Genomic DNA, 21,994 nt, shown 5'->3' with positions numbered 1-21,994 from the left:
AAGAGGATTTAGGTAAAACATGTAGAAATGTTAACATAAATTTAATCAGCCAACCTTGATCCTGGAGGATAAAACAAGCAGCTATTTTAAGACTTTCTAAGATATAGAAAAAATGTATATATTTTCCCAACAAAGGATACCATTATAAAACAAAAGGAGGCCTGAACTTTGAAAAATTACCAAACATCTCAACTACGCAATGTGGCAGTAGTTGCACACGGCGGTTCTGGTAAAACTTCTTTGGTAGAGGCCATGGTGTTTAACACCGGCACGTTGTCCCGTCTAGGAAGGGTAGAAGACGGTACCACTGTTGCGGATTACCATCCTGAAGAAACTGCCCGTAAAATGACGATTCATACCAGTTTGGTACCTGTGGAGTGGAACAATAGCAAAATTAATCTACTGGATACACCAGGCTTCTCTGATTTTATAGGTGAAGTAAAAGGTTCCTTGCGGGTGGCTGACGGTGCTTTAATGGTAGTGTCAGCTGTAGACGGCGTTCAGGTTCAGCATGAAGTGATCTGGGATATGTGTGAGGAATTGCCTAAAATTGTAGTTATTAATAAGATGGATCGTGAAAACGCGAACTTTGACAAAGTGCTTGAGGATTTGAAAAGCAAATTTGGCGCCAATTTTGTCCCCATCCAGCTGCCCATAGGCGCCTTTACAGACTTTACCGGTGTTGTCAACATAATTGATCAGAAAGCATTGACCGGTGATGGCAAGGGCAAAGAAACACCTATCCCGGGTGAGTTGGTTGACCAAACGGCAGTGTACCGTGAAGCGCTGGTGGAAGCTGCCGCTGAGGGCGACGATGAATTAACCATGAAATACCTGGAAGGAGAAGAACTGACTCCGGACGAAATTAAAGACGGCTTCCGTAAATGCTTGGCGCTGGGCAAAGTGGTGCCCGTACTGGCCTGCAGCGCAACGAAAAATATCGGGGTAGCTCAAATTTTGGACTTTTTGGCCGCATATTTCCCGGCTCCCAAGGTTGAAGAAGGTCCTGTGGCCGCCTTGGTATTTAAAACTATCGCTGACCCATATGTTGGCAAAATGAACTTTATCCGGGTGTTCCGGGGACAATTAAGAAATGACTCGGCCATTGTTAATGTAACCAAAGATAAACCGGAAAAAATAGGTCAAATTTTATATGTAAGGGGCAAAACCACCGGTCCCACCGAAGTTGTTCCCTGCGGCGACTTGGCTGTACTGGTAAAACTGCAGGATACCAATACCGGTGATACCCTGGCTGACAAAGACAAGCCTATGGAATTGGCCGGTATCGATTTCCCGGTTCCCACCTTAACCACAGCGGTAGCTCCCAAAAGTAAAAACGACGAAGACAAGCTGGGGGATGCTCTGTTAAAGTTAACCGAAGAAGATCCTACTATAAAAGTACAAAAGAATACGGAAACCAAACAAACTTTGCTGATTACCATGGGCGAAGCCCAAACCCAAATTATGGTTGAGCGCCTGAAGAAAAAATTTGGCGTTGACGTGGTGCTGGAAGAACCCAAGGTTCCTTACCGCGAAACCATTCGTAAGAAAGTTGAAGTGGAAGGCAAACACAAAAAGCAATCGGGTGGCCGGGGCCAATACGGTCACGTTTGGATTCGTTTTGAGCCCTCGCAAGAGCACTTTGTTTTTGCCGAAGAAGTTTTCGGCGGTGCGGTACCGAAGAACTATTTCCCGGCCGTAGAAAAGGGCCTGCGGGAAGCCATGGAAGAAGGGGTGCTGGCCGGATTCCCGGTTACCGGTTTGAAAGCCACCCTGTATGACGGTTCCTATCACCCGGTGGATTCTTCCGAAATGGCCTTTAAGATTGCCGCCCATTTAGCCTTCAAAAAAGGTTGTGAACAGGCCAGCCCGGTTTTGCTGGAACCCATTCAAAACGTGGAAGTCACTGTGCCTGAACAATTTATGGGTGACATAATCAGTGACTTTAATACCAAACGGGGGCGTGTACTGGGTACCGAACCCATGGGCAAGCTGGTAAAAGTCCGCGCCCAGGTACCTCTGTCCGAAATGTACCGGTATGCCATTGATTTAAAATCCATGACCCAAGGCCGTGGTTCTTTTACCATGGAATTCTACAGCTATGAAGAATTTTCCGGCCGCGAAGCTGAATTGGTAATTAAAAAGGCCCGGGAAGAAAAAGAAGCTAATAAATAGTAAAAAATCCCAGGGGTGTTTTACCCCTGGGATTTTAAATGCTGACAAGGCCTTGCCGACGGGTGGTAATTCACCTTAACTCCGGTCTGACAGCCACAGCGATGATTCGCTTCCGTCACCCCGGGGTTGTCGGCGTTTTTTATTTTTTATTGCGAGCGGCAAATTCTGTAAGCTCTTGTTCTTTTTCACAGTAAGTCCATTCTGCCGGTGCTGTCAGGTTAATTTTAGGCTGATTGCCCTTTGCCTGCCCTGCGGATGCCGCAAGGTTATTTTCCTTGGGGTCAAAATAAAAGAAATGCCCCATTGATTATTCACCTGCCTCATAAATTTTTTATATATTTACCATTGTTTAAAGGTAGTTTAAATTGATAAAATAAAAATATACCAAGCTTCATTATCCTATCATGGAAATGGTTACTGTGCAGGATAAAAATTTTATGTTGACTAATCGTTAAGTTTTTGCTATACTAATTCTTGCGTTAGGGAAGTACATACGGGGGTATAGCTCAATTGGTAGAGTAGCGGTCTCCAAAACCGTTGGTTCTGGGTTCGAGTCCTAGTGCCCCCGCCAGTGAAAACGGCAACCTTTAATGGTTGCCGTTTTTTTATAAAACTTGACAAAATTAAACCAACGATTTTTAAAATAAATTATTATTTTCTGCAAATGCTGCATTTTTTACTGTCTCACCCGTACCAAAGAAATTCAAAAAAAACGGTAACAGTTAAACCGGCCTGGGGCCGGTCTCAAACTGTAGACAAAGGTTGTAAAACAAAGTGAGGTGGTTTTATGATCCCCTGTCGGCGACTTGTCGAAGCACCGGCAACAGCACTTGATGAGCGAAAGGAGCCATTGGGGTGGCGCCCACAGGACGTGGGCGCCAGCCGAACCGGGCCAGGATGGCCCGGTTGAGGCGACCCCAATGGCGACCGTAGCGAATCATAGTGCTGTCGGTGCGTAGACCGGAGCCAAAGGGGATCATAAACCACCGATAATGTTTGTTGACACTCTGAAACCGGCCTGGGGCCGGTTTGTTATTTAGGTAAGATAATGCCTTCGCCGGCATGCTTTTCCACTGCTCTGGTACCTACAGCGGGTGTAACCATGGTTCCGGGGCCGCCCACGCAGCCGCCTTCGCAGGCCATGCACTCAATAAAGGTAAAGCTGTCATTGGTTTGCTTAGCGGCAGTTTTTAAAGCAGCAAGGCATTGTCCCAGACCCTGAACCTGCATCACGTTTAACGAAATATCGCCTAAATGCTTACGAACAGCGGTGCTCACGCCGCCGGCCCTTGCAAATAGCCTGCCGTTGGGAGTTACACCGGTCATTGCGGTGGGAGGAAGGCCGGCTAGATCAATTTCCTTTGCAGATAAAATAGCTGACAGTTCCTCAAAGGTTAACACCAGGTCTATTTCATCTCCTTGGTTGGCTTCTGCTTTTTTAGCTATGCAAGGTCCTATAAAAACCGTTGTTACTTTTCCGTCATACTTATTCTTAACTAACTGACCGGCAACCCGCATGGGAGATAAGGTGGTGGAAATTTTGTCCTGCAGTTCCGGCAGTTTTTTGCGTACAGCTTGTGCAAAGGCCGGGCAGCAGGAGTTGGTCATAACATTGGTTTGAGCGGCATGTTCCATAATTTCCTGAGCTTCCAGCTTAGATACAATGTCCGCTCCCAGGGCTGCTTCAACCACATCGTCAAAGCCCAGTTGTTGCAAAGCGGTTTTGATTTGCTCCGGTGAAACCTTTGGGCCGAATTGGCCTGCAATGGCCGGTGCAATAACTGCCACATGGGGCTGTTCTTTAACCCGCAGGGAAACAATAACATCCAGCATTTGTGACAGGTCGGTAATGGCGCCAAAGGGACAAACAGTTACACATAAACCGCAGGAAACGCATAATTCATTATCAATAATTGCTTTGCGGGAATCGTCAACCTTAATGGCACCAATAGCACAAGCCCGTTCACAAGGACGGTTAATTTCTATAATGGCATTATAGGGACAGGCTTTGGCACACTTACCGCACTCGACACAAGAAACCTGATCAATAAAGGCACGGTTTTGGATCACAGAAATTGCTTTTTTGGGGCAACTGTTGCGGCAGGGGTGAGCCACACAATTTTGACAGGCGTCAGTTACCACATATTTATTTAATGAGCAGCCGTTGCATGCCTCTGAGATTACTGTAACCGGGTGATTAACCGGAGTTAAACCCACGGCGATTTTTATCCGTTCTTCAACAATGGCTCTTTCTTTATGAATACAGCACCGGTAACGAGCGGGTCCGTCAGGAATCATTTCTTTAACCATAGCTGATATATCCATCTCAAAGGGAGCATCCAAAGGATGATGAAGTGCCCAGCGGGCAATTTTGGTAAAGAGATCTCGGCGGAGTTTAGTTATTTCCGATACGGGGTTCATAAAATCTCCTCCCTGGTTATTTGCTTGTGCAAATTATCTCATGTTTATATTATCAAAGTCAATTTAAGGACAATATGTTGTAATATATGAAAATGTCTTTTGATTTAGAAAATACTTTAATAGTATATTTGTTCAATATTATTTTTGATTGTAAAAAAATTTAACCAATTGCCAATTAATATTAATGTTATATTTTTTAGTAATTCATTATGTTGTTTGTTGTAGATTAAGTAAGTATAGATAGATGTCAAAAGCACATTACATAGTTTACTACGTTATACTTTGAAATGTAAAATATTTTTTAAACTAAAGTTTATACAGTATTGTAATTAACTGCCTGTATTTTAAAAAAGGAATATTAACCAGCAAGGATTTTGTGTATGTCTTCAGAATATAATAAAATTGTAGAAATGCCGGCATGCACCGGCTGGGAAGAAAGGGGATGTGACATTGCATATCGGCGTTTTGTGCGGTGGAAGGTCGGCCGAACGAGAAGTATCTTTGCGCAGCGGCGAAGCTGTTTACCGGGCTCTGCTGGCAGCCGGTTATACCTGTGTAACCAAAATTGATGTAGGTATTGACCTGGTAGAACAGCTTAAAAAAAATAAAATAGAACTGGCTTTTTTGGCACTGCACGGAAAATACGGAGAAGATGGGACCATCCAAGGCTTACTGGAAATGTTAGATATTCCTTATACCGGCAGTGGGGTTTTGGCCAGCGCACTGGCCATTAACAAAATTGCCACCAAGAAAATATTTATGATGGAAGGTATTCCGACGCCGCGGTTCACAGTGGTAAACCGCCGGGAGGTATATACAAACGGCTTAGATCAGGCGGCTGTGCGGGTCTTTAAGGAAGTGGGCATACCGGCAGTTGTCAAAGCCAATACCCAGGGGTCAACCATAGGCATTTCCTTTGTTCATCAACAAGATAAAATGAGCTCTGCCATCCAAAATGCGTTAGAGTATGACCATGATGTATTAATTGAAGAATTCATCGCCGGCATGGAAGTTACCGCATCGGTGCTTGGCAATGAGGAAGCTGTGGCGCTGCCGCTTATCGAAATAACTTCAGCAAAAGGAGTTTATGATTATGAAGCAAAGTATACTCCCGGTCTGAGCGATCATATTATTCCGCCCAGGCTGCCCGAAGCAACCCAGGGCTACATTAAGGAATTGGCGGTAAAAGCCTATCGGGCCATTGGTTGCCGGGGGTTGGCCAGGGTTGATTTTATCGTGCGGCAGAGGGATGCTTTTGCACTGGAAATAAACACCTTACCTGGCATGACTGCCACCAGCCTGTTTCCGGATGCCGCCAAACATGCCGGCATCGAGTTTCCTGAACTTGTTCGCCGTATCGTTGAATTGGCCCGGCAATCATAGAAAGTGACCGGTAATTACAGAAAAGGCGGCGCCGTCCGTCTTTTTTGTTGCCAATGGCTCAGTATGTCCAATGCAAAGGTTTGTGATTTATTTTACTTTGCGCCGTTTCAGGCAGGATTTTTGTCTTGGCAGGCAGAATTGTCTTACTAATCAGCCCATTTAAGGGCATACATGGGGGTGGCAGAATGACAAGTAAAGAAAAAGAAGTACGATGCATTATGTGCGGCCGGGTCATTGTACAAGAAAAATCCTTTGACCCATGGGAGGATGAGGATGATTTTATTCCCAAACCTAAAAAAACAGTATCCTTTTGCCAGCTTTGCGAAGCTAAGTTGCGCAAAGAATCAGATGATCAAATGAAGGGTACCAAACCCATATAAATATTAAATAATTAACCGGAGGTGTTGTCGTGCAGCGGGGATCAAGGTTTTCGCTTGGCCTGTTTATACTGCTGACAGTGTTTGTTTTTTCCCTGGTAAACTGGGGTACCGGATTGTATGTTGATTGGTTGTGGTTTAGTGCTTTGCATTACCCGCAGGTGTTTATCACCAAACTCCTATCTGAAATTGGCTTACGGGCAGCTATAGGCTTTTTTATGTTTTTATTTTTAATGGTCAACCTGTTGCTTACCAGAAAGTCGGTACTGCAAGCAATAAAATCCGCTAAACCGTTTCGCCCGGTTTTCCCTGATGATGATGTAATTACCATAAACCAACCAAGTTATGACAGCTGGCGTGAACAAATTACACCCGGGCGGTTGACGGCAATTTTTGCTGTAATCAGCTTGGTGCTGGGCTTCCTTTACAGTGCCACAGTGACAGGCCAGTGGACTACCGTACTTAAATTTGTTCAGCAAACCGCCTTTGGTGTGGCGGATCCTATATTTAATAAAGACATTGGTTTTTATATCTTCTCACTGCCGTTTTATGAACTCATTTACCGATTACTGGCCTCTGCCATCTTTATTAACATTTTATTGGTGGCTCTGGTTTACCTGGTTACAGATACAGCCAGGGGAGGGCTGACCAAAATATTCCGTTTTCCTGCCGCCAGGTACCATCTGTCTGCCCTGGCAGCATTATTCTTCATTTTGAAGAGCTGGGGCTATTGGCTCAATCGATTCGGGCTTTTATATTCTACTGGCGGTGTGGTGCACGGTGCCGGCTATACAGATATTCATGCAACTTTACTGGCCTATCAAGTACTGTCTGTTATTTCTTTAATTACTGCCCTGGTTATTATTGCCAATATTTTTTTAAACAAATTTCGTTTAACTGCCTATGCCATTGGGGGGTTGTTGCTGGCCTCGGTTGTTCTGGGCGGTCTCTATCCGGCTGTAATCCAAAAGTTTGTTGTCCTGCCCAATGAGTTTAACCGGGAAGCCCCCTATATAGCAAACAATATTAAGTTAACCCAACAGGCATATCAGTTAGACACCATTGAGCAAAGGGATTTTCCCGCCGGGCGCACCTTACAACCCAAAGACATCCAGGAGAATCGCAACACCGTTGAGAATATCCGCCTGTGGGACTGGCAACCCCTGCAGCAAACCTACAGTCAATTGCAGGAAATGCGCTTGTATTATGAATTCAAAAGCATAGATATTGACCGCTACGAGATAGGCGGCCGGTACCGCCAGGTGATGCTGGCTGTGCGGGAAATGAACCAGGAGCAATTGCCCCAGCAGGCAAAAACCTGGATTAACCAGCGATTAAAATATACCCACGGCTACGGCATAGCCATGAGCCCGGTAAACGAAGTGTCCGGTGAAGGTTTGCCGCAGTTTTTCTTAAAAGATATTCCGCCGGTACCTGCCACCGATATTAAAGTTACCAGGCCGGAAATATATTATGGTGAATCTGATGACGGTTATGTAATTGTCAATACAAAAACAGAAGAATTTGACTACCCCAAAGGTGATGGCAATGCTTACAGCAAGTATGAAGGCAGCGGCGGGGTAAGAGTCAATTCTTTCCTGCGCAAATTATTATTTGCCATTAACTTTGCCGATTACAAGTTGCTGCTGACCGGGGATATTACCAACGACAGCCAGGTGTTGTTTTATCGCAATATTAAAGAGCGGGTACCGAAAATTGCCCCGTTCTTAAGCTACGACAGTGATCCCTACCCGGTGATCAATCAAAAGGGCGAAATCATCTGGTTATGGGATGCCTATACCGTCAGTGACCGTTATCCATACTCCGAACCCTTTGATAACAGAGGCAATAACTACATTCGCAACTCGGTCAAAGTAACTGTCAATGCCTACAATGGCGAAGTTAACTTTTACATTGCCGATACCAGGGATCCTATCTTGCAAACCTATAGTAAAATTTTCCCAAGCATGTTTAAATCACTGGCGCAAATGCCAGCCGATTTGCGTGACCACATAAGATACCCGGAAGATTTATTTTTAGTGCAATGCCGAATGTACACACTGTACCATATGACCGACCCGCAGGTTTTCTATAACCGTGAGGACAAGTGGACACTGCCTACCGAAAAGGTCGGCACAGAAGAAAAACCCATGGAACCTTATTACACCATTACTGTCTTGCCGGGCGAACAAAAGCCGGAATATATATTAATAATGCCTTTTAACCCGCAAAACAAGAAAAATATGATTGCCTGGCTGGCAGCCCGTTCAGACGGTGAAAACTACGGGAAAATGGTTGTTTACGAATTTCCCAAACAAGAACTGGTTTACGGCCCCATGCAAATTGAGGCCAGGATTGACCAGGATACCACCATTTCCCAGCAGCTGACCCTTTGGGATCAGCGGGGCTCATCCGTTCTCCGGGGCAACCTGCTGATAATTCCTATCAAGGACTCACTGCTTTATGTGGAGCCGCTGTACCTGCAGTCAGAACAAAGTAAAATGCCGGAACTGCGCCGGGTTATTGTGGCTCATGGTGAAAAAATTGTTATGGAACCAACCCTGGAATTAGCCTTGCAAAGGATTTTTGGCGAGGGTGCTGCTTTACCGACTCCGATCAAGCAGGGCGCTCCGCCGCAAACCGGACAAACCGGCCAGGAGCAGCCGGCGCCGCAGGCTACCATAAAAGAACTGGCTGTGGAAGCAAACCGACTGTACGAAGAAGCCCAAACCAAGCTTAAAAACGGCGATTGGGCTGGCTACGGTCAATCGTTAAACGCGCTAAAAGAAGTATTGAATAAGCTGCAAGATCAAACTAATCCCTAGATAAAACTGTGTCTGGCGGTAAACTCGTATCGCACTGAAAGCGATACGGGTTTCTTTTTTTAGGAAAGATAAAAATTAATTAAACAGTCACCCGGGGTAAGTTTTAATGGGCAGCCTGAAACCGGAGCCAAAGGGGAATACAAACAACCGCAGTCGTATCTAAAGATAATTCTTGTGTCTAAGGTTTTAAACACAAGACAAGCTGATTATTAAACGGAATTGTATGACATATCTATTGACAGGCCGGTAACCCCTCGGCTACAATTGTTTTAAGTTGTCCAATATATGACGATACGGAGGTGGCTTTATTTAAGAATTATTTCTGAATATTTTTAACAACTAATTAATATGGGGGTATAAAGATGAGCAGAGTAAGTAAAGGTATTTGGTTGACGGCATTGCTGCTGATAGTCAGTTTGCTGGCCGGTTGCGGCAGCCAGGAAAGCAAGCCCCAGGCCCAGGAGGCTGATGTCATTAAAATTGGCGGCAACTATGAATTAAGCGGCCAGGTTGCTACCTTTGGCAATTCCGCCAAAAATGGCATTAACTTGTATTTTGAAGAAGTAAACGCCAAGGGCGGCGTGTTAGGCAAGAAAATTGAATTTATTTGCTTAGATAATAAGAGTGAAGCCACTGAAGCGGCTAACGTTGCCACCAGGTTGATTAACCAGGAAAAAGTGGTGGCCATACTGGGTGCCATTACTTCCGGCAACACCATGGGCTTTTCCCAAATTTGCATGGATAACAAAATTCCGGTTATCACCACCGGGGGGACAAACCCTGATGTAACAGTGGATCCCTCCACCGGCAAAGTACGTGAATATGTTTTCCGTTCCGTATTTATTGATCCCTTCCAGGGGACAGTTATGGCCTCATTTGCTGCCAAAACATTAGGTGCAAAAACCGCAGCGGTTTTTGTGGAGAATAACTCCCCCTATAGTAAAGGGCTGGCTGATTTCTTTATTAAAGCTTTTGAGGAGCAGGGCGGTAAAATTGTAGCCAAAGAGGCTTTCTTATCTGAAGATCAGGATTTTAGCGCTACCTTAACTAAAATCAAGTCCTTAAAACCGGATGTTGTTTATGTTCCCGCATATTATGAGCAAGTAGGCAAGATTGTTAAACAGGGGCGTGACCTGGGCATTACCGTACCTTTTATGGGCGGCGACGGTTGGGATTCTCCCAAGCTTATCGAGATTGCCGGGCCCAATGCCTTAAACGGCTGCTATTTCAGCAACCACTATTCTCCCGATGCTCAGGATCCGGCGGTACAGGAATTTGTCCAAAAGTACAAAGCCAAATACAACAATGAAACTCCCGATGCACTGGCTGCCCTGGCCTATGATGCAGCTCTCCTGATTGTTAAGGCCATTGAACAAGCAGGTTCCGCAGAGCCCGAAAAGATTAAAGATGCGCTGGCCAGCTTAAAGGATGTTCAGGCTGTTACCGGCAAATATACTTTTGATGCTAACCACAACCCTGTTAAGGGTGCAGCTATCCTTGAATTAAAAGACGGTAAGCAGGTATTTAAAGAACAAATTAATCCTTAAAGTAATTATTAAATGACGGGTCTGTGGAGGCCCGTCATTTACTCTTGTTTTACTGAGTTGGTTGGTTAAGTTTGGTATTCATTAATATTATCTTATGATAAAATAATTAAAAGGACAAACGCGGGGTGATGGGATGATTAAACGGGTTGCCATATTAACGGGCGGTGGGGATGCTCCCGGTCTGAATGCTGTAATCAGAGCGGTTGTTAAAACTGCAGTGAGGCAATATAACATTGAGGTAATCGGTTTTCGGGACGGCTTTAAAGGGGTTATGGAAAATCGTGTTACTATGCTAACCGAGTCGGCTGTGTCTGGCATTTTGCCCCGGGGCGGGACAATTTTAGGCACCACCAACCGTGATAATCCTTTTCGTTACCAGGTGGCAGAAGGCAAATTTGAAGACAGGTCGGACCAGTGTATCAGTATTATTAAACAGTATGCTGATGCCTTAATTGTTATTGGGGGAGATGGGTCGCTTGCCATTGGCTATGAGTTAGCACAAAAGGGCCTGCCGGTTGTCGGTTGCCCCAAAACCATTGATAACGACCTGGCCGTCGGGCAGGCTAAAACCTTTGGGTTTGACACGGCCTACGCTTTTGCCACCGAAGCTCTGGACAGACTGCATGCCACCGCCGAATCACACCATAGAATAATTGTCTTGGAAGTAATGGGACGCTACGCCGGTCATATTGCTTTGCATGCCGGTTTGGCGGGTGGGGCGGATGTTATACTGTTGCCTGAAATCCCGTTCACATATGAAAGTATTATCAGTAAAATTAATGAGCGCTTGAGCCAAAATAAACGGTTCAGCCTGGTAGTGGCGGCCGAAGGGGCTAAACCTGTCGGCGGTGAAATGGTGGTGCAAAAAATTATTGCACAAAGCAGTGAACCTATCCGTTTGGGTGGCATAGGTGAAGTGGTAGCCAGGGAACTGGAAAAAAGAACCGGCATTGAATCCCGGGTTACTGTGCTTGGCCACTTGCAGCGCGGCGGCAGCCCGACACCCTATGATCGCATCCTGGCAACCAGGTATGGGGTAGCTGCGATGGATCTGGCGGCCAGGGGACAGTTTGGCTATGTTGTTTCATTGGACGGGGAAGCTATCAAACCTATTCCTCTGTCTGAGGTGGCCAAAGGCATCCGGCAAGTGGATGTGGCAGGCGATTTGATAAATGCAGCCAGAAAAATTGGCATCTGTTTGGGAGATTAAGCTAAGCCAAAAAGGAGGGGTTATACGTTGATCCGCAACTATATTGAACTGGCAGTGGAGCAGATGCTGGATGATGTATTAAAAAAATATGCCGAAAAAAACCCTGATACCTGTACCTGTCCAAGATGCCGCTTGGATGTCATGGCTATTGCACTGAATAACCTGCCAACCCGTTATGTTGTAACTGATGAAGGGGGCATTTATACGAAGGTGGCCATGGAGCAAGTGGGGGGTAGGGCTGAAATTATTGCCGCTATATTAAACGCTATTCAAATTGTTAAGAACAATCCACGCCACTGACATCCGGCTGTATTTTTGCTTGAATGTTTATTAATATGCTCCTTTGTTAATACTTCTCTTAGTTGCTATTATAAAGGAGTGTTTTTCATGCGCATCGGCATCTTTACAGACAGTTATCTGCCATATATTGGCGGCGTGGTTCGCTCCATTGAAATTTTCACCGAGGAATTGCGCCGTCTTGGTCATGAGGTTAATATTTATGCTCCCAGTTACCCGGGGGTAGCAAAAGAAAAGGATATTTTTCGTTTTCCGGCTATCCCGACACCTACTTATAAAGGCTTTTACCTGGCTGTTCCTTTTGCCGGCGGCCTGGAACGCTTTTTGTCTGTTAATCGGCCGGATGTGATTCATGTTCATTCGCCTTTTTTGTTAGGCCGGTTGGGGGCTAAAATAGCCAGAAAACTGGGGGTTCCGTTAATTTTTACATTCCACACCCTGTATGATCAGTATACCCATTATGTCCCCTTTGCCCGGGAACTAAGCAAAGGCATTACCCGTAAAATATGTGTGGATTTTTGCAATCGCTGTGATTTGGTAATTACCCCCACCGAAAATATAAGCAGGCATATCCGTAGCATGGGGGTGACTTCGCCCATTAAATGTCTTCCTACCGGTATTCAACTGTCCGAGTTTGCTGATTTGGACAAAAATTGGCTAAGACAAACCTTTGCCTTAGAGGAGCAAACAATTTTGCTTTCTGTGGGGAGAGCCGGCAAAGAAAAAAATATTTCCTTCTTGCTGGATTGTTTTGCCCAAATTTGCCGACGCCATTCAAATGTAACATTAATCTTGGTAGGGGATGGACCGGAGCTGGAAAACCTAAAAAGCTATGCGCAAAATCTTGGTTTAACCGATAAAGTTATTTTTACCGGCAAGTTAGCCAGGGAGAAGCTGGTCAAAGTCTATGGCGGGGCTGACTTGTTTGTCTTTGCATCCATGACTGAAACCCAGGGTATAGTCATTGCTGAGGCCAAGGCAGCCGGACTGCCGGTGGTAGCTGTTAATGCCTACGGGGTTTCAGATATGGTGGTGGATGGAGAAGACGGTTATTTAGTCCGTCCGGCAATTGAGTCCTTTGTTAACAAAGTCAATTTCCTGATAGAAAATAAAGCACTGCGTAAAAAAATGGGCAATCAGGCACTGCTAAATGCGCAGGCCCTTTCATCCCGAAAGTGTGCAGAAAAATTAGTTGCTTACTATGAATCTTTGTTAGGTACGGCAAACTCCACGCTGCTAAAGCATAAGGCATAGCAAATGTCACGAAGAATGATCCCTTTTTAGCTGGCTGAGAATCATAATTAACTCATCCAGCTGGTTCTCATATAACTCGAAGAAAAATGATTGTCTGCTGTTATCGTGCATATTGTCTTTAATGGTAATTTTCGCCAAAACAGTTTCCACGCCGGGATATTGGGGACTGGCCGGCTTTACCAGCCGTTGCGCAGTAAACTGTTCTAAAACATTGTTTATACAAGTGCGATAAAAAAGGTAAGCATTTTTTAGGTCAGGAGATAACAGGTGCTCTTTAATTGCTGTTATTTTTTGCTGCAACATCGTATACTGTTTTTTGCCTTCCTTCTGGGCCTCATTGAGCAGTTGCTGTTCCTGGTTATCCAGCAGTTTCACCGTGATATCCAGCATTTCTTCAATTACTTTTTGTACCCGGGAAACTGAGTATGCCGCCAGTGCTTCCTTTACTTGCTGTGAATCGTCAAGTGAGAAGGCAGTTTCTTTGTAATTGAAACAAAAATTAGCCCTACCCTGCTTCATTAAGCCACCCAAAACAGAAATAATCTGGCAAAATATTTCTGTATTTTTATCGTTTTGATCTTTACTATGATTATTTAAACTTTGGTCATGTTGTGGTTCCCTGGTTCCCTCTGCCACCGCTTCTCCTCCTGATAATGTTTTTACACTAGTATTCCCAGGAACAAAGTAACCATGACAGTTTGCCGCCGGTTTGCAGGAAGGCGGAATTATGATATAAAATAAAAAGGTAAAGGATAAGAGAGAGAGGAGATGCAAAATGACACTGCCAATTATTAAGGCATTAATTGACTGGGACTATGATTTTTCACAAGAATTTCAAAACAGGGAAAAGGGCTATACATTTGTTATTGATGCCTGGGAAAGTCCTAAACTGGCCCTTTATAAATTTACTCCCTTTGGCATCAAATGCGATCACACCGACTTGCAGCCTCCCGCCGAAATGTTAGAAGCCGCCATACGGGGACAAGAGGCAAACCGTGAACGTATATACAAGATAAATCAAGAGCTTCGAACCTGGATTGAAGAACATATATTATCGGATTAATTATTACCAAATATTTTAAAACTTCAGACAGGAAAAAACGTCTGTTGCCTGAATATATAAGTAATTGGCTAACCAATGTCTGGGAGGTGTCTTATGTATGCTGAGAGCAATTTGCAGCCTGTTATCTGTTTTTTCTGTCAGCCCGGTGATTGAACTGATGGTTTTTGCCGCTTTAGTAGGGATAGTTTTTATTATTCAAATTGCCCTCTAAATAGTCAGGCACCGGCAGCAGCCCTGGGTTGCAGCCAGGGCAGCGCCACCGGCGCCGGGTGTTTGTTAGCTGACTGCCGCCATGCTTGGCTGCAGTTTTTCTTTTACCTCCTCCCAAACTACCACCGCGGCTTTGGCAAAACCATTAAAGGTGGTGGCGGATGCTGATGAATAGGCACCGCAATTGGGAACAAGAATCAAATCGCCCAATTCCAGGCGAACAGTCCGCCGGTTTGGAAACACAATATCCAGGGAATCACAACTGGGTCCTGCGAAGGTGGCTTCAATTTCCGGTCCCTGTTTGCCCCTGGCAGTTTCCATTTCATATTCCCAGTGGTCAAAAAGAATACCTGAAAAAGTGCCATACAAACCTTCATCCAGATAATACCATTGCCGGCCGTTTCTGATTTGAGCACCAATCACGCTGGTAATTAAATTCATCGCTGTGCCGCTGATAAAACGTCCCGGTTCACTCCAGATTTCAGTATTAGGGAACAGGGCAACCAGTTGTTGATGTATTTTTTTCAGCATGGCCATCGTATCAATATTGGTTTTCCCGGTGGGGATAGGGAAGCCACCGCCGATATCTAATATGCGAAGCTTAAGACCTGCCAAAGCGGCCGCCTGAAATATTTCATGTGCTGCCAGTAAAGCATCCAGGTAAGCCGCTGCACTGTTATTCTGGCTTCCCACGTGAAAGCACAGTCCGGCAACATCCAGCCCTTTCTGCCGGGCCAGCAGCAGCAAATCAAGGGCTTCCCGGGCATCAGCGCCAAATTTTTTGTTTAAATTAACCAGAGAAGCGTCATTATCGATCCTAACCCGCAGCAGTACTGTTGCGCCTGGAAGGTAGGCAGCAATTTTATCTATTTCAGTGGCACTGTCAAAAGTAAACTGCCGTACACCGGTTTGTTGGGCCACAGCCAGCCCCCGGGCGGTTTTTACCGGATTAGCATACACCATTCGTTCGGGCGGGATGCCCAGCTCCCGCAAAGCTAAAATTTCTCCATCAGATGCTACATCAAAAGACGAGCCCAATTGCGCCAGCTTTTTTACTAATGAAGGCTCGGGATTTGATTTTACGGCATAATAAACCTTTACACCCGGCAGGTGTTGTTGCAAAAAATTATAATTATATTCCACTTGTTCCAGGGACAATACCAGGAGAGGCGTGGCATAACGGGAAGCCAGGCTCTCTACGGCATCCCAGGATAACTTAAAGGTTTGTTGCACCGTCATTCCCCCGCAGAGTATAATATTTTACGCACAAGAGTAATTGTACCATACATGAACCTATATTCAATACATATAATTTCAGATTAGCCAAGTTGCTTCGACAAGCGCAGGGGATGGATAAAACCGCTCTTTGCAAACAGCAAACCGGGAGCTAAAGGCCCCCGGTCTAACCAATGGCAAACACTTTGCCATTTTCTTTTTTTAACCGACCTTCCTTGACCAACCGGTTGGCTACATCTACCAGCACACCAAGTTGGACAATACCTGTAGTTTTTAGGATATCGCTTTTTCTGGCGTTTGGACCCAGTTCCCGGAAGGCCTGAAAGACTGCTTCTTTTTTTTCATCCAAAAAAGCGTCAATAAACTGCTTGGCCTTGTCAGTAAACTGCCAATCCTCGGTTAAATAACCCTGGCTGATTAAAGCCATGGTTGCCGGATCACCTGGGGTTGCCATCATTAAATCTACATATAATTGTTCTTTTTCGTCCATCGTAACACCTCCTGCTGTGACTTCACAAAATCCTGTTTAACTTGTAAAATGTATTACCTTTGTTACAAACCAATGTCTTTAAACAGCTTGGCTGCATTGCTGCCGGCAATGGCAGAAAGTTCTTGACCTGTTAAACCCATTTGAGCCAGCTTTTGATATTCCCCATAAGGATCGCTGAAAGGATAATCACTGCCTAATAAGATCCTGTCATAGCCGTGTTCCCGTATAATAAATTTGAATGTATCATCCGGCAAAATACCTGCTGTACTGGAAGTATCAAAATATAAATTTTTGCCACAAAGATACCTGATAGAGTCCTGCCACATTTGATACCCGCCCATATGGGCAGCAATAACTTTCATACCGGGGAACAATTCTAAAACCTTACTTAGCCTGCGGGGTGTGGAATAGCGAATTTTTCGCGGGGCATTATCATCTCCCACGTGAAAAATTACAATAAAATCTTTGGCAATCTTTTCATACATATACAACGCTTTAACATCATCAATAAAAAAACGCTGAAAATCCGGATGAAACTTGATACCTTTAATCCCCATTGTTTTCAGCCATTTAATTTCACTATCAATTTGAGGATCATCCGGATGTAAAGTACCAAAGCCGATCATACCATGGCTATAGTTTAACTTTGCCCATAAATTGGCATTTCGCACCTGGGAGGGGTGGGTAGCAGCAGTAAAAAAAACAGCGGCATTGACCTGGTAACGTTTTTTAATCTGACGCAATTCTGCCGGGATACCTTGATAAGGCACCGGTAACCCGTAATGATGTTGTAAAAAATTAACCACTTTATGAGATATTTTTTCAGGGTAAATGTGTGTATGCACATCAATCAACATTAATTTCACCCATCTATATTACATTTAATTAATTATGTTATTTATATTGTCACCAGTCAATGGCACCAACCTGGTTATATTGTATACTTGCCGCTCCGGCATTCGCTAAGGACAAGCAATTAGTCGTCTGGACCATAAACATTCGGCACAGGAAGGATTGTTGCCCCAGCAATCAGACTCATTGGTATCGGTATAAGAACAACCGTCTACATATTTGCAGTCAGTACAGGATGGAAATTTAAAATCTTTTAGTTTGCTGCGGAAGTTAACATAAGCCGGGTCTGTCAAGATTTCTCCCAGGGAGCTTTCGTTTACGTTGCCAAGATAAAAGGGCAAGATCTCTTTTTTGCGGCCGTAAATATAACAATGATAAGCATGCATTAAGGCATAACAGGGTGCTACCTCGCCCCGGTAAGTAACTGCAGCAGCATTATCTTCCACAAACTTACACTGACGATCTGTTCGTATTTTCATATAGGGCATCTTGGCCAGCACATTAACTAATATAGTATCTTTGCCGTGGTTTAACTGTGTATCATCCATAAGACAATTTGGAACGTTATTTATTCCAAAATGATTCAAAAAGGAACATCTGGCAGATGTTCCTTAATAATTTTCTTTAGCCCCGGACAGCTCCAAAAATCATGCCGGCTATAGTAGACATAATTATTACCAGTGATACATAAACCACTGTTTTTTTAGTACCCATAATCTGTCGTATTACAATCATGTTAGGTAAACTAAGGGCAGGACCTGCCAGCAATAAAGCCAGGGCAGGACCTTTTCCCATGCCGCTGCCAAGCAATCCCTGTAGGATGGGAACTTCCGTAAGTGTGGCAAAGTACATAAAGGCCCCAAAAACTGACGCCAACAGGTTGGCCGCCAGGGAGTTGCCTCCTACCAAATGGGCTACATATTTTTCGGGGATGATCCCGGAATCCATTCCTGGTCGACCCATTAGGAAGCCGGCCACCATAACACCGCCCAACAAAAGGGGAAAAATCTTTTTGGCAAAGTCCCAGGTGGCAGCCAACCAGTTATCTATTTCGCTGCGGTAAAACCACAGTTTTAGCATGATTAATAATAAAACGAAGAAGATACCGGCCAAATACCAGTGTATTTCGTAAACAGCATTAAAAAAACCAACCGGACTGAGCGGTTTGCCCCAGGCAGCAAAGATTAAAACCAATATCATAGATAAAAAGTAAAGGGCATACTGGCCTAAAGAGCGGTTGTCTTCCGGCGGCGGTGGCAGAGTCAAGGCAGCGTCAGCTTTAGCCTGCTCTTCTTTAATAAAAATGATGTGCATGATAAGTCCGATAATAACAGAAAAGACCACCGCTCCCAAAGCCCTGGCAAGGCCGATATCTGTGCCCAGCACCCGGGCACTTAAAATAATGGCCAGGATATTAATGGCCGGGCCGGAGTAAAGAAATGCAGTGGCAGGGCCAATGCCGGCTCCCCTGGTATAGATGCCGGCAAACAGGGGGAGTACAGTGCAAGAACAAACCGCCAGCACTGTACCGGAAACCGAAGCAACTCCATAAGACAATACTTTATTGGCACCGGCACCAAAATATTTTAAAACAGAAGCCTGAGAAACAAAAACAGCTATTGCCCCGGCAATAAAAAAGGCCGGAATTAAACAGGTAAGTACATGTTTTTGCGCATAATCCTGTACCATATAAAAAGATTCTAAAATAGCCCCGGTTATGCGGGGATTATCCAGCGGGATAAAATAAGCAAGCAAAAAAAGCCCCACCATTAATACAAAAATATTGCGTTCCTTCATTTTATACCCTCCTAACCGGTTAGTTAAAATAAAAAATTATATTAGGATATATTTATATTGTGTCGTTTTAATATTAACTCTTTTTCAAATATATATCAAGTATTATCGTAAATTAGCAGAGGGTGGATGCAAGCAATGTATGATCGGTTATAAAGGGGCTGCTCAGAGGAAAAGACCGCTTCACAAGCGGACTGGCTTATTGCCGCTAAAACAATATGGTTAAATCTTATATTAATTAATTATAATATAATACTAATATTATCATGATGTTTGTCAATCCTTAAAATTCTAAAAAAAGTGGGTGCGTTTTTTACAGCACCCACTTTTTATTTATTTTACCGTTCCGCCGGCAGCAAAATATTTTTTCTGAAATTTTAGTGCTACATTAACCAGAGCAATCATTACCGGCACCTCAATCAGAGGTCCGATAACTGCCGCAAAGGCTGCACCGGAATTAATGCCAAATATAGCTACCGCCACCGCAATTGCCAGTTCAAAGTTGTTGCTGGCGGCAGTAAAGGCCAGGGTGGTGCTTTGTCCATAATTAATGCAGCTTTGTTTGCTCATAAAGAAAGACAGGAAGAACATAATGGTAAAATAAATCAAGAGAGGGATAGAGATACGCACGACATCCATGGGCAGCTCAACAATATATTTGCCTTTTAAAGAAAACATTATAACAATAGTGAACAGCAATGCAATCAGCGCCAGGGGGCTGATGCGAGGGACAAACTCTTGTTCATACCATTCTTTACCCTTCCTGGGCAGCAGCAGTGCTCTGGTCAGTGCGCCACCGGCAAAAGGAATACCCAGATAAATGAGCACACTCTTAGCCACTTCGGCCATCGAAACATGCACCTCAATGGCTTCCATTCCTAACCAGCCTGGTACCAGGGTAATAAAAAAGTACGCATAAACAGAGTAAAATACCATCTGAAAGACAGAGTTTACTGCCACCAGGGCAGCCGCGTATTCATTGTCACCTTTGGCCAGGTCATTCCAAACTATGACCATGGCAATGCAGCGGGCCAACCCTATCAAAATAAGCCCAACCATATAATCAGGATAATCTCTCAGGAAGACAATAGCCAGAATAAACATCAAGGTGGGACCAATAATCCAGTTTTGCACTAAGGAAAGACCCATTACTTTTGTATTCTTAAATGCTTTGCCCATTTCTTCATACTTTACTTTGGCCAGGGGCGGGTACATCATGACAATCAAGCCAACCGCAATAGGAATCGAGGTGGTTCCCACAGACATGCTGTCCAGCCAACTTGCAATACCCGGAAACAGATAACCCAAACCAACGCCGGCGGCCATGGCCAGGAAAATCCAAAGCGTTAAAAACCGGTCCAGGGTGGAAAGTCTTTTTTTCGCCATATAAAAATGTTCCTCCTTAAATATCTTGTTCGCAGATAGATTTTTTAAGACCTACCAGTTCACAGTAATTGGGTGTTTCACGCAGGGCAGAAGGTTTAACCCGGGACAAGGCAAAATGCAGGAGATCCCCCAAATGTTTATCAACCAGCGGATGAATCTTTTGCAAACCGCATGCATTAAGAGTGTATAATACCAGCTTGCCATATTTTACATTTTTCACCAGTTGGGCCTGGCGTAAAATTTTTAAATGATGAGAAACAGCCGGTTGAGAAAGGTTTAATCCCAGCATAATTTCGCATACACTTAATTCTTGCCCGGACAGCATTTGCAGAATGCTTAATCGGTTGGCATCACCTAAAGCCCTATAGAGATTTACCAGAGTTTCCATAGCTCACCACCTTCATATCCAAATTTTTAAATATGATTATTTATTATATTACTACTTGAAAATATAGTCAAATACTTAGAAAAATTTATTTATTTAATTCAAGCAGGTATTTAAAAATATTCATTAAAATAATACAGAAAAAGACTTGGCAGGGGGGAAGAAAATGAACTGTGTTTGCGGTGCGCCTATGCGGCAGACCTCCGATGTTTACCAGGCCGGCTGGGGCGAATATCAAGTAAAGATTAACGGTGTTAAGGCATATGTTTGTGATCATTGCAATAAGCTTGTCTATGACTCGCAAGAAGTCAATTTGTTATTAAATTTAACAGTTTTGTTGTCCGGTCTTGCCGAAGAGAAGAGGCCCCAGGTTATTGACTTTGAAAAATATAAAAACTCTAACAGGATTGACTAACCGGGCATTTGCCCGGATAACCAGACCGGTTAGATATATTTAGACAGGCATTTTTCATAGCCTGTCTAAAAATTGAAGAAAATAAAATGAAAGAGGTGATAATATATATGAAAGCAAAGGATATAATGAAAACCGATGTTATTACAGTAACAGCAGACACCAACATTAAAGACATTGCTCAAATTTTGACAGACAAAGGGATTTCCGGCGTCCCGGTGGTTAATCAGGAGGGAAAACTGGTTGGCATCGTAACCGAAGGCGACCTGCTGCATAAAGAGGCAAATCCCAGAATACCCAAATTTTTCGGTATTCTGGGGGCCATGATCTATTTCGGCGGTGTTGATCAATACCGTGAAGATTTTAAAAAACTTGCCGCCTTAAAAGCTTCAGAAATTATGACAAGCGAAGTCATTACCGTATCAAAAGAAACTGACATTCGCACGATTGCCACCTTAATGATAGAGCATAATATTAAACGCATACCTGTAGTAGAAAATGGCAAGGTACTTGGCATTGTCAGCAGATCAGATATTATTAAAACCCTGACTCAATAGCTGCTTATACCCTAACAAACCCGATCACATAAAAAGTGTTACGGGTTTGTTTTGTATAGAAATATATACCATTTAGTTTTATAATATTAAAAAGACCACCTGGTGGTTGGGAAGTGGTGG

At 44.1% G+C, this 21,994-nt stretch carries 22 protein-coding genes and 1 tRNA gene; 12 read left to right on the top strand and 11 right to left on the bottom strand.

Features of this window, described 5'->3' with window-relative positions; genetic code table 11:
- Positions 1 to 168: 168 nt before the first annotated feature.
- On the top strand, positions 169 to 2,175 hold the full coding sequence (fusA, locus tag DESHY_RS01370) for an elongation factor G (protein ID WP_008409856.1): 2,007 nt from the start codon (positions 169 to 171) through the stop codon (positions 2,173 to 2,175).
- A 139-nt stretch (positions 2,176 to 2,314) separates the two neighbouring features.
- Here fusA and DESHY_RS13975 read toward each other — a convergent pair whose 3' ends face one another.
- Positions 2,315 to 2,479 (bottom strand): hypothetical protein, encoded by a 165-nt coding sequence (locus DESHY_RS13975; RefSeq protein WP_160162476.1) that lies wholly within the window; start codon positions 2,477 to 2,479, stop codon positions 2,315 to 2,317.
- Between the two features lie 191 nt (positions 2,480 to 2,670).
- On the opposite strand from DESHY_RS13975, the gene DESHY_RS01365 reads away from it, so the two are divergent.
- Positions 2,671 to 2,746 (top strand) — tRNA-Trp (locus DESHY_RS01365).
- A gap of 214 nt (positions 2,747 to 2,960) precedes the next feature.
- On the opposite strand, the gene DESHY_RS13420 is transcribed toward DESHY_RS01365, so the two are convergent.
- The gene (locus DESHY_RS13420; protein ID WP_072866151.1) at positions 2,961 to 3,155 is read right to left on the bottom strand and encodes a hypothetical protein; all 195 of its coding nucleotides are present in this window, start codon (positions 3,153 to 3,155) and stop codon (positions 2,961 to 2,963) included.
- Positions 3,156 to 3,207: 52 nt separating this feature from the next.
- Positions 3,208 to 4,596 (bottom strand): monomeric [FeFe] hydrogenase, encoded by a 1,389-nt coding sequence (locus DESHY_RS01360; RefSeq protein ID WP_008409855.1) that lies wholly within the window; start codon positions 4,594 to 4,596, stop codon positions 3,208 to 3,210.
- A gap of 444 nt (positions 4,597 to 5,040) precedes the next feature.
- Between DESHY_RS01360 and DESHY_RS01355 the strand changes: the two genes are divergently transcribed.
- The 7 genes from DESHY_RS01355 to DESHY_RS01325 all read left to right on the top strand — a co-directional run bounded on the left by DESHY_RS01355 (position 5,041) and on the right by DESHY_RS01325 (position 13,489).
- On the top strand, positions 5,041 to 5,979 hold the full coding sequence (locus DESHY_RS01355) for a D-alanine--D-alanine ligase (protein WP_048817789.1): 939 nt from the start codon (positions 5,041 to 5,043) through the stop codon (positions 5,977 to 5,979).
- 185 nt (positions 5,980 to 6,164) lie between these two features.
- Positions 6,165 to 6,359, top strand: coding sequence for a hypothetical protein (locus DESHY_RS01350; protein ID WP_008409851.1), 195 nt, complete (start codon positions 6,165 to 6,167; stop codon positions 6,357 to 6,359).
- A gap of 29 nt (positions 6,360 to 6,388) precedes the next feature.
- Complete coding sequence (locus DESHY_RS01345; protein ID WP_008409849.1) at positions 6,389 to 9,181, top strand: UPF0182 family membrane protein; 2,793 nt, start codon at positions 6,389 to 6,391, stop codon at positions 9,179 to 9,181.
- A gap of 362 nt (positions 9,182 to 9,543) precedes the next feature.
- Positions 9,544 to 10,728: an ABC transporter substrate-binding protein gene (locus DESHY_RS01340; RefSeq protein ID WP_008409847.1), complete on the top strand. Its 1,185-nt coding sequence runs from the start codon at positions 9,544 to 9,546 to the stop codon at positions 10,726 to 10,728.
- A gap of 133 nt (positions 10,729 to 10,861) precedes the next feature.
- Positions 10,862 to 11,938, top strand: a complete 1,077-nt coding sequence (locus tag DESHY_RS01335) for a 6-phosphofructokinase (RefSeq protein ID WP_008409845.1) — start codon at positions 10,862 to 10,864, stop codon at positions 11,936 to 11,938.
- 27 nt (positions 11,939 to 11,965) lie between these two features.
- Positions 11,966 to 12,238, top strand: a complete 273-nt coding sequence (locus DESHY_RS01330) for a late competence development ComFB family protein (RefSeq protein ID WP_008409844.1) — start codon at positions 11,966 to 11,968, stop codon at positions 12,236 to 12,238.
- Between the two features lie 87 nt (positions 12,239 to 12,325).
- Complete coding sequence (locus DESHY_RS01325; RefSeq protein ID WP_008409842.1) at positions 12,326 to 13,489, top strand: glycosyltransferase family 4 protein; 1,164 nt, start codon at positions 12,326 to 12,328, stop codon at positions 13,487 to 13,489.
- A 6-nt stretch (positions 13,490 to 13,495) separates the two neighbouring features.
- Here DESHY_RS01325 and DESHY_RS01320 read toward each other — a convergent pair whose 3' ends face one another.
- Positions 13,496 to 14,125: a hypothetical protein gene (locus DESHY_RS01320; RefSeq protein WP_008409841.1), complete on the bottom strand. Its 630-nt coding sequence runs from the start codon at positions 14,123 to 14,125 to the stop codon at positions 13,496 to 13,498.
- 139 nt (positions 14,126 to 14,264) lie between these two features.
- Between DESHY_RS01320 and DESHY_RS01315 the strand changes: the two genes are divergently transcribed.
- Positions 14,265 to 14,552 (top strand): DVU0772 family protein, encoded by a 288-nt coding sequence (locus DESHY_RS01315; protein ID WP_008409839.1) that lies wholly within the window; start codon positions 14,265 to 14,267, stop codon positions 14,550 to 14,552.
- A gap of 276 nt (positions 14,553 to 14,828) precedes the next feature.
- Here the strand turns inward: DESHY_RS01315 and DESHY_RS01310 are convergent, their stop codons facing one another.
- From DESHY_RS01310 to DESHY_RS01280, 7 genes are all read right to left on the bottom strand, one after another.
- Positions 14,829 to 16,001 (bottom strand): type III PLP-dependent enzyme, encoded by a 1,173-nt coding sequence (locus DESHY_RS01310; RefSeq protein ID WP_048817788.1) that lies wholly within the window; start codon positions 15,999 to 16,001, stop codon positions 14,829 to 14,831.
- A gap of 163 nt (positions 16,002 to 16,164) precedes the next feature.
- Entirely contained in the window at positions 16,165 to 16,488 is a 324-nt protein-coding gene (locus DESHY_RS01305) for a hypothetical protein (RefSeq protein ID WP_008409832.1), read from the bottom strand.
- A gap of 62 nt (positions 16,489 to 16,550) precedes the next feature.
- Positions 16,551 to 17,345: an amidohydrolase family protein gene (locus DESHY_RS01300; RefSeq protein WP_008409830.1), complete on the bottom strand. Its 795-nt coding sequence runs from the start codon at positions 17,343 to 17,345 to the stop codon at positions 16,551 to 16,553.
- Positions 17,346 to 17,450: 105 nt separating this feature from the next.
- Positions 17,451 to 17,819 (bottom strand): SPASM domain-containing protein, encoded by a 369-nt coding sequence (locus DESHY_RS01295; protein WP_235695495.1) that lies wholly within the window; start codon positions 17,817 to 17,819, stop codon positions 17,451 to 17,453.
- 145 nt (positions 17,820 to 17,964) lie between these two features.
- Positions 17,965 to 19,137, bottom strand: a complete 1,173-nt coding sequence (locus tag DESHY_RS01290) for a permease (RefSeq protein WP_008409827.1) — start codon at positions 19,135 to 19,137, stop codon at positions 17,965 to 17,967.
- A 330-nt stretch (positions 19,138 to 19,467) separates the two neighbouring features.
- The gene (gene arsB, locus DESHY_RS01285) at positions 19,468 to 20,520 is read right to left on the bottom strand and encodes an ACR3 family arsenite efflux transporter (RefSeq protein ID WP_008409825.1); all 1,053 of its coding nucleotides are present in this window, start codon (positions 20,518 to 20,520) and stop codon (positions 19,468 to 19,470) included.
- 16 nt (positions 20,521 to 20,536) lie between these two features.
- Positions 20,537 to 20,908, bottom strand: coding sequence for an ArsR/SmtB family transcription factor (locus DESHY_RS01280; protein ID WP_008409823.1), 372 nt, complete (start codon positions 20,906 to 20,908; stop codon positions 20,537 to 20,539).
- A 163-nt stretch (positions 20,909 to 21,071) separates the two neighbouring features.
- Here DESHY_RS01280 and DESHY_RS01275 point away from each other — a divergent pair, with 163 nt between their 5' ends.
- On the top strand, positions 21,072 to 21,320 hold the full coding sequence (locus DESHY_RS01275) for a hypothetical protein (RefSeq protein WP_008409820.1): 249 nt from the start codon (positions 21,072 to 21,074) through the stop codon (positions 21,318 to 21,320).
- Between the two features lie 107 nt (positions 21,321 to 21,427).
- Positions 21,428 to 21,874, top strand: a complete 447-nt coding sequence (locus DESHY_RS01270) for a CBS domain-containing protein (protein ID WP_008409818.1) — start codon at positions 21,428 to 21,430, stop codon at positions 21,872 to 21,874.
- Positions 21,875 to 21,994 lie beyond the last annotated feature (120 nt).

This window comes from Desulforamulus hydrothermalis Lam5 = DSM 18033 (assembly GCF_000315365.1).
GTDB lineage: Bacteria > Bacillota > Desulfotomaculia > Desulfotomaculales > Desulfotomaculaceae > Desulfotomaculum > Desulfotomaculum hydrothermale.
The sequence above is the reverse complement of the archived record's forward strand: the minus strand, read 5'-3'. Positions and strand labels throughout refer to the sequence as shown.

Coding starts and splice junctions, on each gene's coding strand:
- DESHY_RS13975 (WP_160162476.1), bottom strand. CDS start 2,479: ATGGGGCATTTCTTTTATTTTGACCCCAAGGAAAATAACCTTGCGGCA.
- DESHY_RS13420 (WP_072866151.1), bottom strand. CDS start 3,155: ATGATCCCCTTTGGCTCCGGTCTACGCACCGACAGCACTATGATTCGC.
- DESHY_RS01360 (WP_008409855.1), bottom strand. CDS start 4,596: ATGAACCCCGTATCGGAAATAACTAAACTCCGCCGAGATCTCTTTACC.
- DESHY_RS01350 (WP_008409851.1), top strand. CDS start 6,165: ATGACAAGTAAAGAAAAAGAAGTACGATGCATTATGTGCGGCCGGGTC.
- DESHY_RS01340 (WP_008409847.1), top strand. CDS start 9,544: ATGAGCAGAGTAAGTAAAGGTATTTGGTTGACGGCATTGCTGCTGATA.
- DESHY_RS01335 (WP_008409845.1), top strand. CDS start 10,862: ATGATTAAACGGGTTGCCATATTAACGGGCGGTGGGGATGCTCCCGGT.
- DESHY_RS01325 (WP_008409842.1), top strand. CDS start 12,326: ATGCGCATCGGCATCTTTACAGACAGTTATCTGCCATATATTGGCGGC.
- DESHY_RS01315 (WP_008409839.1), top strand. CDS start 14,265: ATGACACTGCCAATTATTAAGGCATTAATTGACTGGGACTATGATTTT.
- DESHY_RS01310 (WP_048817788.1), bottom strand. CDS start 16,001: ATGACGGTGCAACAAACCTTTAAGTTATCCTGGGATGCCGTAGAGAGC.
- DESHY_RS01305 (WP_008409832.1), bottom strand. CDS start 16,488: ATGGACGAAAAAGAACAATTATATGTAGATTTAATGATGGCAACCCCA.
- DESHY_RS01300 (WP_008409830.1), bottom strand. CDS start 17,345: ATGTTGATTGATGTGCATACACACATTTACCCTGAAAAAATATCTCAT.
- DESHY_RS01295 (WP_235695495.1), bottom strand. CDS start 17,819: ATGAAAATACGAACAGATCGTCAGTGTAAGTTTGTGGAAGATAATGCT.
- DESHY_RS01290 (WP_008409827.1), bottom strand. CDS start 19,137: ATGAAGGAACGCAATATTTTTGTATTAATGGTGGGGCTTTTTTTGCTT.
- arsB (WP_008409825.1), bottom strand. CDS start 20,520: ATGGCGAAAAAAAGACTTTCCACCCTGGACCGGTTTTTAACGCTTTGG.
- DESHY_RS01280 (WP_008409823.1), bottom strand. CDS start 20,908: ATGGAAACTCTGGTAAATCTCTATAGGGCTTTAGGTGATGCCAACCGA.
- DESHY_RS01275 (WP_008409820.1), top strand. CDS start 21,072: ATGAACTGTGTTTGCGGTGCGCCTATGCGGCAGACCTCCGATGTTTAC.
- DESHY_RS01270 (WP_008409818.1), top strand. CDS start 21,428: ATGAAAGCAAAGGATATAATGAAAACCGATGTTATTACAGTAACAGCA.